This window comes from Pseudomonas sp. 1L-E-NC-VB-C3 (assembly GCF_057291535.1).
The window spans coordinates 133,893-147,682 of the sequence record NZ_JBXAWD010000006.1 but is presented as its reverse complement, the minus strand read 5'-3'; the positions used below and the strand labels follow the sequence as shown (position 1 = coordinate 147,682).

Here is a 13,790-nt window from a genome sequence, read left to right as displayed (position 1 = left end):
GCACAGACTGGCAACAGAGCAACAATTGCCACGGTTTGCGTCAGCCTGTAGGGTCGCGTTTTTTGCGCCGCTTCGAGATCAACCATGCAGGATGCATCCCTTCCCCGCCCGGCCCTGCTGGGCATCGACCTTGGCACCACCAACAGCCTGATCGCCGTCTGGCGTGAAGGCCGCGCCGAACTGATTCCTAACGCCCTCGGCGATGTGCTGACACCGTCGGTGGTCAGCCTTGATGAAGACGACACGATTCTGGTCGGCAAAGCCGCCCGCGCCCGCCTGACCACGCACCCGGAACGCACTGCCGCCGCGTTCAAGCGCTTCATGGGCAGCGACAGGCAAATCCAGCTCGGCTCTCGCCAGTTCAGCCCGGAAGAGTTGTCGGCGCTGGTGCTTGGCTCCCTCAAGCAAGACGCGGAAGCCTTTCTCGGCCAGGCGGTCACAGAAGCGGTCATTTCCGTACCGGCATATTTCAGTGACGAGCAGCGCAAGCGTACCTTGTTCGCCGCCGAACTGGCCGGGCTGTCCGTGACGCGCCTGATCAACGAACCGACCGCCGCCGCCATGGCGTACGGCCTGCACGAACAGAAGTTCGAACGCACGCTGATTTTCGATCTCGGCGGCGGCACGTTCGACGTCACCGTGCTCGAATACGCATTGCCGCTGATTGAAGTGCATGCCTCCACTGGCGACAACTTTCTCGGCGGCGAAGACTTCACCGCCGCCCTGTTGCAGGCCTGTCTGCAAGACTGGCAGCTCACACCCTCAACGATCGATGCACAAGCCATGGCCAGCCTCGGTGATGCCTTGGAACAGCTGAAATGCAAACTCGGCGAAGGCGCACAGCAGTTGAGCTGGCGGCATGCCGAGCAGACATTCGAATGGGAACTGGATGAAGCCGCTGCAGTGAAAATATGGGAGCCGTTGCTGGCCCGCTTGCGCGCGCCAATCGAACAGGCTCTGCGCGATGCCCGACTGAAACCGCGCGACCTCGACAGCCTGGTGCTGGTCGGTGGCGCCACGCGCATGCCGGCGGTACAGCAAATGGTCGCCACGTTGTTTGGACGCCTGCCTTATCGGCATCTTGATCCAGACACTATCGTGGCGCTGGGGGCGGCGACGCAGGCGGCATGCAAGGCGCGGGATGGTGCGGTCGAGGAATTGATTCTGACCGATGTCTGCCCTTATACGCTGGGGATTTCGACCAATCGTGGCGAAGGCGTCAGTGGCGCGTTCTCGCCGATCATCGAGCGCAACACCATCATCCCGACCTCAAGGGTGGAGCGTTACCACACGACATCTCCACGACAGGAAGTCATCCGTATTGCGGTCTATCAGGGCGAACGTCCGTGGGTACGCGACAACATTTTTATCGATGCTTTCGATGTCACGCTGACGCCGAGCGATGATATCCAGGCGCTGGATGTGCGGTTCAGTTATGACATCAACGGTTTGCTCGAAGTTGACGTCACCCTGCCAAGGACGGGCGAACGCCACAGCCACAGCATTGACCGCAGCCCGACCGGACTCGATGCGCAATCGCGGCAAACCAGTCATGAACGCTTGAGTACGCTGAAAATTCACCCCCGCGACACTCTGCCCAATCGAACCCTGCTGGCTCGACTGGAACGGGCGTGGACGCAAAGTCTGGGCGAAGAACGCCAGCGGATTGCCGACTGGCTGGACAGTTTCACCACGGTGCTGGGCGACCAGCGATCGGAAGAAATCGCCAGCCACCGCTCACAACTCAACAAGGTTCTGGATGAGTTACGCCTCTAGCCGATAAGTCGCCGTAAGGTCGCCTGCAAACCACCGGACAAGGTATCTTCACCGCCACTGTCCGGTGGCACGCCATAACGATTGGGCAGCTTCTCTCCGGGAAAACCGAACAGTATCAGCGGCAGAAACGGCAATACCGGCGACAGCATTACCAAAATCAGCAACATCGGAATGCCCCGCCCCATGTCATGCAACCGGCGCAGGACCGCACCGAGCAGAAACGCCAGGCCCAGTAGAAACACGACGATGCCGGATACGGGCGTACCGCTGAGCAACGCCGCCACGGGCGTCACCAGCAACGCGCCAATGACCTGCCAGATAAACGCCCCGCGCCCCAGCCGGGTACCCAGGCTCCAGAACGCAGCGGCGGGGGTTGGACGGGTCGTTGCCTTGGCTAACAGCAAACGCTCAGACCACGACAGCAATGCACTGAATGCGAAGCGCAAACCGAGTCCATTTTCCGAGTCATCCTTGGCCCGCTGCATGCGTAACAGAACCTTCTGCCTTGGCAAGCCCAGATTGCCAAAACGCACCAGATCCTTCAGCACATCCAGCGCCAGGTAAAAGGCGTCGCTGACACCCTCCTCCGCGAGAGCCTCACGGGGCGGGTGAACAGGCTCACCCTTGATCAGACTGTGACGGAAGCCGTCGAACCAGTCCTGTGGATTGACCACCTCGGTGATACTTTCCAGCAGGTATTTACGCTGTTGCGCAGTGAGCAACGGATCGTGGTAAAGGACTCCACCCAAGAGCATGCGCCCGAGCAAATCTTCGTTGAAGCTGGCGATGTCGCTGCGCATGCACTCGAACAAACGGTCATTACCCAACAGCCGAGTGCTATCGAGCGCCTCATGCACACTGAACAACTTGCGCGCGAGCAGCGAGTGCACCGGATCCGCCGCTTGCAGCCAGCCGAGCAGGCAACTGGCGCTGCCCTGCTCGCGACTCAGGCGACAGAGCAGCGGCTGCAAACGGGCCAAGGGGTGTTCACGCGCAATGCTCATGGCGTCGACGCAGTGTCCCGATTGCGCGCCCAGCCAACGCGTCGGATCGTCGAGGGTGGCCAGCAGGTAAATCGCCTGACGATGCCATTCCCAGACATCAGAGTAGCTATCGACCGCCGGAAGCAGCATGCCTTGCGCGGCCAGTTGCGCTTGCAACTTGAGCCCCGCAAGCCGTTCGTCACGCTTGTCGAGACTGAACGCTTCGGCAAGCCGCGCCAGCGATCGGGCGTCGTAAGCACGCAAACGGCGCATCCACAGCAGACTGAGCTCAAGCGGTTCGCCCTTTTCCAGCGCCGACGGCAGTGTCGATGCCGAGTCGCTGGCCAGAAACGCTTCCAGGGCCTGAGGAATCGGCGCTCGGGTCAACCAGCAGATCTGCTGCCCGGCCTGATACTGCAAGCCTTCCAGCACCAGTTGATCGAGCACATCCCCCGGCTCGGATGCCTGCATGATGCGTCGCAGCAATGGCACATCACCACGGTGCAAAGCCCAGGCATGCTGGTAGAGCGTTTGCAACGGACGGTCATCACTGTCAATGATCAGGGCCGCCAACAACGGCAACTCGTCACCACTGACACGCCATTCGACAAATGCACCGGCAATGTCCTGCAACTCGAGCTGCTTGGCCCTGAACCAACGCCCGAGTGTTTCCGGGCGCTGTGATGGACTGCCGTACTCTTGAGTGACATCACCTAGATCCTCGGACCAGTCGCGGAAGTTTTCCAGACGATCAAAGGCCTGAATCAGCAGCGGCAGGCGCTGAGGCTGATGTCGCGCGCACAACGCCAGTAACCACGTCGCCGCTTTCGGATGCTGATGTTCGCGCCAGAGCCGCACCCATGCCTGCAGTGCCAACTCTTCCATTCCCAGCGCACTGCGCTGACAGGCCAACAGATACAGCCAGTCGACATCTTCAGGCGCAAGCCGATGCTGCTCGCTGATAATGTCGAGAAAGTCTTTGTTGGCGATATCAGCCTGACTGAACTGTATGGCCAGGCGTTGCAATAACCCGTCATCAGCAGGCAGGGGGATGCAAGTGTGCAGGCCGGCGAAATGACGGTAGTCGTCGAGCGACGCCTCTCGGTGCAGGTGATTCAGGGTTCGCACATACCAGAGAGTTTCCAACTGCGCGACAGCGGGCCAATGGCTCATCAACGAGGTGTCGAACGGATCCGCCGCGCTGATCCGCTGCAAAAACTCGTCGACATGCCGTGCGTTGTCGAAATCCAGATCCAGCATGCGGCTCGCCCAGCCCAGGCGCTGGGCCAACAAACGGGCGCAGACATGGGAAATCGGGCCGGCGTCGAGCAACTCGCGCAGCAATGGCCAGCAAACTTCGTCCAGCACCTCCAGCGGCAGGCGGTCCAGCTCAAGGTTGAATGCCTGCCAGGCCACCGGTTGGAAGCGACGCGCTGGATCAAGCAGCAATGCTTCAAAGTCGGCCATCGTCTGATCGGCAGGACTGATCTCATCGGCAACCGGTTGATCCGGCTCCCCGGCTTCCTCGCGGGCAAAGCGTAATGCCAGCTCATAAGCCTCACGCAGCGCCTGAAAACCTTCCGGATCGGTTTCCGGATGGTGCTGCGGCAAGCGTGCGCGATAGGCGCCGCGAATGACGTCGTTGTCTTTGGTGGGCTCGATACCCAAGCGAATCCAGCAGCTCATGACCAGTCGAACTCCCCTAGCGAATCAGGCCGCTCGGGTGGATACAAGGGCATGTCCCAAGGCAGTTGTGCGAACAGCGCGCGCGCATCACGATCAAGCTTTCTGATGACCACGGTGGTGCCTATGTAATCGCCTTGCCGGTCATATTCGTGCTCCAGCTCTTCATCCTTGTTGCCCAGGCAATGCCAGAAGGCTTTGCCGAAGACAAAGCCGTTAAGGTAGCTCGTCCAACTGTCGTAGTAGTAGCGCGCGCGTGCCGCCATGCGACCATGCAGCCAAAGGCTTTCGGTGAGATCAATCCAGCCGTGCAGCACTGCAGAACGCAGCAGAAAACCCATGCGACCAAGGTCCCAGGCACGGATGCCACCTGAACCGCACTCGCCAAATGTGCGACTGGCGAATTCGTAGAAAGCTCGCTGGCGAGTGTCGAGTGTTGCGAGCAAGGCCTGCCATTCGGACGGCAGACACCTCTGCCACTGCCGATAGGCTTCGTTCAACTGCGTAGCGTGGCCGTCATCGGCAGTACGCAGCATGTCCAACAGCTGTTCGCGCGTAGTGATGCCCCAACCACCTTTGACATCGACATGTTTGAGGTCAAAGCAATAGGTGGGTGCGGTGTAATCGGCGTCGGGATTGAGGGCGACCAAAGGCGCAGAAAGCGCGTATAGCCAGCGCTGTTCCATTTCGTCCATGAACAAAGGCTCCGGGGCCAGCGGGAATTAAGGGGGGGGCTGGCCTTGATGGCGCGGATTGTAAAGAGCCACAAAGCCAGCAGCAAACGTTGCGTCGGCTTTCTTTGCGCGCACAAAAAAGGCCCCGACGTATCGGGGCCTTTCGTTCAGCGGCTTATCGCCGATTCGGGCGATTGTGTGTCAGCACATGAATCAATGCTGCAATGCCGGCTGCTGCGCTCCATTGATCGGGATGCGCTTGGCTTTCGCTTCTTCCGGGATCACACGGAGCAGGTCGATGCTCAGCAGGCCGTTGCGCAGCGCAGCGTCCTTGATCTCGATGTGATCGGCCAGACGGAACGACAGCTTGAAGGCTCGCTGGGCGATGCCTTGATGCAAGAACGTGACGCTTTCGTCAGTGTCACGCTTGCCGCCACTGATGGTCAGCACACCCTTTTCGACTTGCAGGTCCAGGTCTTCTTCCTGGAAACCGGCGGCCGCGACGACGATACGGTATTGGTCATCACCGTGTTTTTCGACGTTGTAGGGTGGATAGCTGCTGCCAGGCTCGTTACGCAGGGCGGTTTCGAACAGGTCGTTGAAACGGTCGAAACCTACCGAGGAACGGAACAGTGGCGCGAGAGAAAATGCAGTACTCATGATTCAAATCTCCTGAAAACAATCAGCAAGGTTTTGTGTCTCCGCGACCCGAATTCGGCATCGCGTAACCCTTAGATAGGGACCGCTGTTTTGATTTCAAGAGAATATTTTGAGATTTTTTATGCGGCTTCGACGAGCGGCAATCCGAGCAAGCGCGAGACTTGATCCGGCTCGGTTTCGCGACGCAGAACAGTGAAAAGCTCGGCGGCTTCCGGGTAGTTGCGCGTCAACATGGCCAGCCATTGCTTGAGGCGACCGGGCGATTGGCGCGCGGTCATCTGCGCCTTGGCCTGCAGCCAGAAGTCCTGAATCAGCGGCATCAGCTCGGCCCAGGTCATCTCGACGACCTCTTCACCAGCGCGAGCGGCAGCGATCTGCCGAGCGAGATCCGGGCGGGAGACCAGCCCCCGACCGAGCATGATGTCTTCGACGCCGCTGATTTCGCGGCAACGGCGCCAGTCTTCGACGCTCCAGATGTCTCCGTTGGCGAAGACCGGGACCTTGACCACATCCTGCACACGCGGGATCCACTCCCAATGCGCCGGCGGTTTGTAGCCGTCCAGTTTCGTCCGCGCATGTACGACGATGTGCTCTGCCCCGCCTTCGGCCAGTGCCGTGGCGCAGACCAGCGAGCCGTCAGGACTGTCGAAACCCAGGCGCATTTTCGCGGTGACCGGGATGTGCGTCGGTACGGCGCGACGGACATGCTCGACGATCTGGTTGAGCAGCTCCGGCTCCTTGAGCAGCACGGCGCCGCCACGGGATTTGTTGACGGTCTTGGCCGGGCAGCCGAAGTTGAGGTCGATCACTTCCGAGCCAAGCTCGCAGGCCAACGCCGCGTTTTCCGCCAGGCACACCGGATCGGAACCGAGCAATTGCACGCGCAGCGGCACGCCGGACGCGGTGCGAGCGCCGTTGAGCAGCTCGGGGCCGAACTTGTGGAAATAGGCCGGCGTGAGCAACTGGTCGTTGACCCGAATGAATTCGGTCACGCACCAATCGATGCCGCCAACGCGGGTCAGCACGTCGCGCAGGATGTCGTCGACCAACCCTTCCATGGGCGCCAGAGCAATTTGCATGGGGAAACACTACTTGAAAAAAAACGTGCGGCAGTTTACTGGATATCGCACAAATCCGCAGAACTACACATATCTCTGTGGGAGCGAGCCTGCTCGCGAAGGCGGTCTGTCAGTTGACGCATGCGTAACTCACGCGATGCTTTCGCGAGCAGGCTCGCTCCCACAGGGTGAGATTCACATGGCTTCTGCGATCTGGATCGCCGGGCCATAGCCTTCGATAAATTCCGCCGGCATACGCTTGGGCTTGCCGGTCGACAGTTCGATGCACACAAACGTGGTCTGCGCGCGCAACAGGATGGCGTTGTCGCTGGGGCGTTTGAGCTGGAAATGCCGGGTCATTTTCAGGCGCTGATCCCAATCGACGATCCAGGTCGCCAGTTGCAGTTCATCGCCTTCATAGGCGGCGGCCAGATAATCGATTTCGTGGCGGACAACGGCCATTGCTCGGTCCAGACGCCGGTATTCGACCAGGTCCAGGCCGAGGCGCTGCGAATGGCGCCAGGCGCAGCGCTCGAGCCAGGTGACGTACACCGCGTTATTGGCGTGCCCGAGCCCGTCGATGTCTTCGGCGCCTACTTGCAGATCAATGGTAAACGGCGTTGCCCGATCCCAGCCCATGCCCCACTCCCGGTCAAAGTATTCAACCGAGGCAGTGTAACGGAGCTCAGGCCGATTGGCGCGCCTGGAGACTGCGACCGGCGAGCAGTGATAACACGCCATCAATCACTCGAGGGTCGGCCAGCACGCGTTGATGGCCGCCGCTTTCCAGGCGCAGCAGGCGGCTGTCGAACCAGGCTTCGTGAATCAATTGCGATTCTTTGACCGAGACAAAATTGTCGTCCTCGGCATGCACGATCAGGCCGGGCATATCCAGTTGATAGTGGGCCACGTCCAGCGTCGCGGCGCGCATGCCGACGTCCTGCTCGACCTGACGAATGAACGCCGAACGCGCGCGCGGCGGCATGCCGACCATTCGCGCGAAACCGCGCAGCACGCCGAGAATCCGCGACGGTGCGGCGATGCTGACCAGGGTTTCGGTGCGCAGCCCCAATTGCACGGCGAGCATCGCGCTGGCGCCGCCCATGGAATGGCCGATAACCGCTTGCAGCGGCGGCAATTCGGCAGCGGCTTCAAGCATGGCGCGGGCGAACAGCACTACATTGGCTTCTCGCCCAGGGGAACGACCGTGGGCCGGGCCATCGAGCGCGACGACGGTATAGCCGGCATCGACCAGAGCATTGATCAGCGAGGCGAATTGCGTTGGCCGCCCTTCCCAGCCATGCATCAGCAACACTGCAGGACCTTGGCCCCAGCGCAGCGCCGACAGGCCGAAGCGCAATGTGATGCGTTCGGAGCTGGCCAACAGCGGCAGCTCCCAATCGCGCAGCGGTAGCGCGCGGGGCGTCATGAACGCCAGACGCATTTTGCTTGCCACCAGTCTCGGTGCAAACCAGCCCAAGGTACCGTTAACGCCACGAACCCACTTCAACGCGTTCATCGCACTCTCCTCAGGCTTGTTGCCTTCAGGTCAACGCACCGCCGACTTGGCGGCGCGCAGCAATCGATCGGATAAATCTCCCGGACCCAGCGCTCTGGCCAAGGCCAGACCACCGACCATCAACGCGACATCGGCCAAAGCCTTGTCGGTGTCTTCAGGGCTGGCCGCCAGTTGCGCGACCATCAATTCCAAATGCTCGTTCAGCGCAATGCGGAACGACTCTGGCAAACGCCCCAGCTCCCCAATCGAGGCCGGGATCGGGCATGCGGCCTCGCTGGAATCCCGGTGTTTGCGTGACAGGTAGAACGCAGCCACCAAAGCGCGACGCTCTTCGCCGGTCAGATCGGCGTCCATGTCGGCAATCAGATCGCGACGGCGGCCCAGCAGCTGCTTGAACGCCTCGAGCATCATCGCGTCCTTGCTTTCGAAGTGCGCATAGAAGCCGCCGACAGTCAGCCCGGCGGCGCCCATCACTTCACCCACGCTCGGGTCTGCCGGGCCGCGTTGAATCAATGCGGCGCTGGCAGCCTTGAGGATGCGTTCGCGGGTTTGAGCTTTTTTATCGTTCATCGTTGCCTCCGAATATTACGACTAGAATATTATTCGCATAATAATATTCCGCAAGTCATGAATATGACCGCTGGTCTGAAGCACAGTGTAAGGAAAAAGGAGAGTTGGCCAAACGCCGGACAAACAAAAGGGCCATTCAATAATTGAATGACCCTTATAAATCCCGCAGAGCGGGTAATCGTGGCGTCCCCTAGGGGACTCGAACCCCTGTTACCGCCGTGAAAGGGCGGTGTCCTAGGCCACTAGACGAAGGGGACACAAACCCTTCTATACAACTGATCAGTGCTGAGAGCTGATCGATTCAAGGCCGGTGTGGCCAGACCTTGAACTGTAAAATTGGTGGAGCTAAGCGGGATCGAACCGCTGACCTCCTGCATGCCATGCAGGCGCTCTCCCAGCTGAGCTATAGCCCCGGATTTTTCGCCTCGCGGCGGAGTGATCTCTTGCAACATCACTTCTGTAAAACTGGCGTCCCCTAGGGGACTCGAACCCCTGTTACCGCCGTGAAAGGGCGGTGTCCTAGGCCACTAGACGAAGGGGACGCAAACCCTTCTATACAACTGATCAACGCTGAGTGTTGATCGCTTCAAGGCCGGTGTGGCCAGACCTCGAAGTGTAAATTGGTGGAGCTAGACGGGATCGAACCGTCGACCTCTTGCATGCCATGCAAGCGCTCTCCCAGCTGAGCTATAGCCCCTCATCGCTGAGGACGGGGCGAATCTTAAGGGCGTATCGAAAGCCTGTCAAACTTATTTTTGAAAAATTTCAAAATTTTTTGCCGGGATAACAATCACTTACCGCCCTCCCCCGTAAATTCGGGAGAAACGCCGAAGGCAGGATCAAAAGATCGCAGCCTTCGGCAGTCCTGCAAAGAAGCAAAAGCAATCAGGCGATGGCGCCCAAGAGCTTTTCCCATTCCTTGTTTTCTTTCTTCGACACGCCGCCCAGCAGGTCAATCGCCTGGCGCAGACGGAAACGGGTGAGATCCGGGCCGAGGATTTCCATCGCATCGAGCACCGACACCGAACTCGCCTGCCCGGTGATCGCAGCAAACATCAACGGCATCGCATCGCGCAGTTTCAGCTCGAGGGATTCGACCACCGCCTGGATCGTCGCGGTGATGCTGTCCTTCTCCCACTGCCGCAGACTTTCCAGTTTCCACAGGATCAACTGCATCAACTGGCGAACCTGATCGCCGGAGAGCTTTTTCGACTCGAAGAGCTTGGCATCCGGATTCACGCCGCCGGCAAAGAAGAACCCCGCCAGCGGTGCGACCTGGCTGAACGTTTCAACCCGGCCCTGCACGTGCGGCGCGATCTTCATCATGTAGTCGGAATTGAACGCCCACTTCTGCACGCGCGCGGCAAACTCTTCCACCGGCAGATCGCGCAGCCACTGGCCGTTGAGCCACGACAGCTTCTCGATATCGAAAATCGGCCCACCGAGGGAAACGCGCTTGAGGTCGAAGTTGTCGACCATTTCCTGCAGCGAGAACTTCTCGCGCTCGTCCGGCATGGACCAACCCATGCGGCCGAGGTAGTTGAGCATCGCTTCCGGCATGAAGCCCATGCGCTCGTAGAACGTCACCGAGGTCGGGTTCTTGCGCTTGGACAGCTTGCTCTTGTCCGGGTTACGCAGCAGCGGCATGTAGCACAGCTCCGGTTGTTCCCAGCCGAAGTATTCGTACAGCAAAATCAGTTTCGGTGCCGATGGCAGCCATTCTTCGCCACGCAGCACGTGGGTGATGCCCATCAGGTGATCGTCGACGACGTTGGCGAGGAAGTACGTCGGCAGGCCGTCGGTCTTCATCAGCACTTGCATGTCCATGCGATCCCACGGGATCTCGACGTCGCCACGCAGCATGTCCGGCACCACGCAGACGCCTTCATTCGGCACCTTCATGCGGATCACGTGCGGTTCGCCAGCAGCCAGGCGCGCCGCGACTTCTTCCTTCGACAGCAGCAGTGCGCGGCCGTCGTAGCGCGGAGTTTCGCCCCGAGCCATTTGCTCGGCGCGCATCTGGTCGAGTTCTTCAGCGGTGCAGAAGCACGGGAACGCATGCCCCATGTCGACCAGTTGCTGGCAGTACTTCTGGTAGATGTCGCCGCGCTCGCTCTGCCGATAGGGGCCGTGCGGGCCGCCGACGTCCGGGCCTTCGCTCCAGTCGATACCGAGCCAGCGCAGGGCGTCGAAGATTTGCTGTTCGGACTCGCGGGTCGAACGCAACTGATCGGTGTCTTCGATGCGCAGGATGAACTCACCGCCGTGCTGCTTGGCAAAGCAGTAGTTGAACAATGCGATGTAAGCGGTACCTACGTGGGGGTCCCCGGTAGGCGATGGCGCGATGCGAGTGCGGACGGTGGTCATGGCTTGTCTCGAAAAATGAAGAGCAGAACAATCAAGCGGCGAATGGTAACAGGCGACACCCGCCCCGCTCCAGCGGGCAGGGTATTTAAGCCAGATGCCCTAAGCCCTTCGGATGGTGTGAAGGCCATTCAAGAGCAGGCTCGCTCCCACAGGGAACGATCCCTTATACCGTAAGCAATCGTTCGCGCAGTTTGGCAATCTCGTCGCGCATCTGCGCCGCCGCTTCAAACTCCAGATCCCGCGCCAATTGGTACATCTTCTCTTCCAGCGCGCGGATGCGTTTGGTGATTTCGCTTGGCGAGCGCAGTTCGGCTTCGTACTTGGCGTTCTCTTCGGCGGCCTTGGCCATGCCTTTGCGCTTCTTGCTGCGCGAACCGGGCACGGTGGCGCCTTCCATGATGTCGGCGACGTCCTTGATCACACCTTTCGGGGTGATGCCGTTCTCAAGGTTGAAGGCGATCTGCTTCTCGCGACGGCGCTCGGTCTCGCCAATCGCCCGCTCCATCGAACCGGTCATGCGATCGGCGTAGAGAATCGCCCGGCCATTGAGGTTACGCGCCGCGCGGCCGATGGTCTGGATCAGTGAGCGCTCGGAACGCAAGAAGCCTTCCTTGTCGGCATCGAGAATCGCCACCAGCGACACTTCCGGCATGTCGAGGCCTTCACGCAGCAGGTTGATCCCGACCAGCACATCGAACACGCCGAGGCGCAAATCGCGGATGATCTCGACGCGCTCGACGGTATCGATGTCCGAGTGCAGGTACCGCACGCGCACGCCGTGGTCGGCGAGGTAATCGGTCAGGTCTTCGGCCATGCGCTTGGTCAGCGTGGTGACCAGCACACGTTCTTCGATCGCCACGCGCTTGGTGATTTCCGAGAGCAAGTCATCGACCTGAGTCAGTGCCGGCCGCACTTCAACCTGCGGGTCGACCAGGCCGGTCGGCCGCACCACTTGTTCGACCACGCGCCCGGCGTGCTCGGCTTCATAGTTGCCAGGCGTCGCCGAAACGAAAATGGTCTGCGGGCTGACCCCTTCCCACTCGTCGAAACGCATGGGCCGGTTGTCCAGCGCCGAAGGCAAGCGGAAGCCGTACTCAACGAGGGTTTCCTTGCGCGAACGGTCGCCCTTATACATCGCGCCGACCTGCGGCACGCTGACGTGGGATTCGTCGATCACCAGCAAGGCGTCGGCAGGCAGGTAGTCGTAAAGCGTGGGTGGCGCCGCGCCGGATGGACGCCCGGAAAGGTAGCGCGAGTAGTTTTCGATGCCGTTGCAGTAACCCAGTTCGAGGATCATCTCCAGGTCGAAACGGGTGCGCTGCTCCAGGCGCTGGGCCTCCACCAGTTTGTTGTTACTGCGCAGGTATTCGAGGCGCTCCTGCAATTCGACCTTGATGCCTTCGATGGCGTCGAGCAGGGTTTCCCGAGGCGTCACGTAGTGGCTCTTCGGATAGAAAGTGAAGCGCGGCATCTTGCGGATGACTTCGCCGGTCAGCGGATCAAACGCGGAAATGCTCTCGACCTCGTCGTCGAAAAGCTCAATGCGGATCGCTTCCAGATCGGATTCCGCCGGGAAGATATCGATCACATCACCGCGCACGCGGAACGTCGCCCGGGCAAAATCCATGTCGTTGCGGGTGTATTGCAGGTCAGCCAGGCGCCGCAGAAGCGCGCGCTGATCGAGCTTGTCGCCGCGATCAACGTGCAAGACCATTTTCAGATAGGTTTCCGGGCTGCCCAGACCATAGATGCACGACACCGTGGTGACGATGATCGCGTCCTTGCGCTCCAGCAACGCTTTCGTCGCGGACAGTCGCATCTGCTCGATGTGGTCGTTGATCGACGCGTCCTTCTCGATGAAGGTGTCGGACGACGGCACATAGGCTTCGGGCTGGTAGTAGTCGTAATAGGAAACGAAGTATTCAACGGCGTTGTTCGGGAAGAACGCCTTGAACTCACCGTACAACTGCGCGGCCAGGGTCTTGTTCGGCGCCAGAACCAGCGTCGGACGCTGTACCTGGGAGATGACGTTGGCGATGCTGAAGGTCTTGCCCGAGCCGGTCACACCGAGCAATGTCTGGTGCGCCAGTCCGGCGTCAATGCCCTCAACCAACTGGCGAATGGCTTCCGGCTGATCGCCGGCAGGCTCGAAGCGGGTGACTAGCTGGAATTCCGACATACACACCTCTGGATTCGCGGCGCTCCGCGTCAGACGGAGCACCACGAGGACGACCGCAAACGACCGATGTCGCGCAAGAAAAAACCTGGATTGTGCTGAATGTGGTGGCGATTGCCTGACCTTTCAAGGCAAACGTCCTACATCCGGTAAAGAGTCTGACAAAGTCAATCGACTAACGGTCCAGAAATAATCGGAAAAACTTACCCCAAAAGCCGATTCGCCTGTCGCCATTGCGCGGTGATGGCCTCTATACTAGCTCCCCGTTTGTGCACCGCTCTAGTGCATTCGGCTGGAGCGCTACACGTCCCTCCACTCTCCATT

At 60.1% G+C, this 13,790-nt stretch carries 10 protein-coding genes and 4 tRNA genes; 1 reads left to right on the top strand and 13 read right to left on the bottom strand.

Annotated features, from left to right (window positions below; genetic code table 11):
• Window positions 1-84: 84 nt before the first annotated feature.
• Window positions 85-1,776, top strand: coding sequence for an Hsp70 family protein (locus AC0Z5Z_RS12105; protein WP_375123387.1), 1,692 nt, complete (start codon window positions 85-87; stop codon window positions 1,774-1,776).
• On the opposite strand, the gene AC0Z5Z_RS12100 is transcribed toward AC0Z5Z_RS12105, so the two are convergent.
• From AC0Z5Z_RS12100 to uvrB, 13 genes are all read right to left on the bottom strand, one after another.
• The gene (locus AC0Z5Z_RS12100; protein WP_485611146.1) at window positions 1,773-4,445 is read right to left on the bottom strand and encodes a DUF805 domain-containing protein; all 2,673 of its coding nucleotides are present in this window, start codon (window positions 4,443-4,445) and stop codon (window positions 1,773-1,775) included. The two genes, AC0Z5Z_RS12105 and AC0Z5Z_RS12100, sit on opposite strands and share 4 nt — an antisense overlap.
• Window positions 4,442-5,137, bottom strand: coding sequence for a DUF1266 domain-containing protein (locus AC0Z5Z_RS12095; protein ID WP_485611145.1), 696 nt, complete (start codon window positions 5,135-5,137; stop codon window positions 4,442-4,444). The genes AC0Z5Z_RS12100 and AC0Z5Z_RS12095 overlap by 4 nt, the downstream gene beginning before the upstream one ends.
• Window positions 5,138-5,329: 192 nt before the next feature.
• On the bottom strand, window positions 5,330-5,776 hold the full coding sequence (locus tag AC0Z5Z_RS12090; RefSeq protein ID WP_016773925.1) for an Hsp20 family protein: 447 nt from the start codon (window positions 5,774-5,776) through the stop codon (window positions 5,330-5,332).
• Window positions 5,777-5,895: 119 nt separating this feature from the next.
• Entirely contained in the window at window positions 5,896-6,855 is a 960-nt protein-coding gene (locus tag AC0Z5Z_RS12085; protein ID WP_056784367.1) for a tRNA dihydrouridine synthase, read from the bottom strand.
• A gap of 174 nt (window positions 6,856-7,029) precedes the next feature.
• Entirely contained in the window at window positions 7,030-7,473 is a 444-nt protein-coding gene (locus AC0Z5Z_RS12080) for an acyl-CoA thioesterase (RefSeq protein WP_056784363.1), read from the bottom strand.
• A 46-nt stretch (window positions 7,474-7,519) separates the two neighbouring features.
• A complete protein-coding gene (locus tag AC0Z5Z_RS12075; RefSeq protein ID WP_150635760.1) occupies window positions 7,520-8,353 on the bottom strand; it encodes an alpha/beta fold hydrolase in 834 nt (277 codons plus the stop codon).
• Between the two features lie 30 nt (window positions 8,354-8,383).
• Window positions 8,384-8,923 (bottom strand): TetR/AcrR family transcriptional regulator, encoded by a 540-nt coding sequence (locus AC0Z5Z_RS12070; RefSeq protein WP_041478525.1) that lies wholly within the window; start codon window positions 8,921-8,923, stop codon window positions 8,384-8,386.
• A gap of 181 nt (window positions 8,924-9,104) precedes the next feature.
• Window positions 9,105-9,180: transfer RNA gene (locus AC0Z5Z_RS12065), tRNA-Glu, on the bottom strand.
• 80 nt (window positions 9,181-9,260) lie between these two features.
• Window positions 9,261-9,336: transfer RNA gene (locus tag AC0Z5Z_RS12060), tRNA-Ala, on the bottom strand.
• Window positions 9,337-9,389: 53 nt separating this feature from the next.
• Window positions 9,390-9,465, bottom strand: a tRNA-Glu gene (locus tag AC0Z5Z_RS12055).
• A gap of 79 nt (window positions 9,466-9,544) precedes the next feature.
• Window positions 9,545-9,620, bottom strand: a tRNA-Ala gene (locus AC0Z5Z_RS12050).
• A 188-nt stretch (window positions 9,621-9,808) separates the two neighbouring features.
• A complete protein-coding gene (gltX, locus tag AC0Z5Z_RS12045) occupies window positions 9,809-11,290 on the bottom strand; it encodes a glutamate--tRNA ligase (RefSeq protein ID WP_095180271.1) in 1,482 nt (493 codons plus the stop codon).
• 163 nt (window positions 11,291-11,453) lie between these two features.
• Window positions 11,454-13,469 (bottom strand): excinuclease ABC subunit UvrB, encoded by a 2,016-nt coding sequence (uvrB, locus tag AC0Z5Z_RS12040; protein ID WP_016773919.1) that lies wholly within the window; start codon window positions 13,467-13,469, stop codon window positions 11,454-11,456.
• Between the last annotated feature and the right edge of the window lie 321 nt (window positions 13,470-13,790).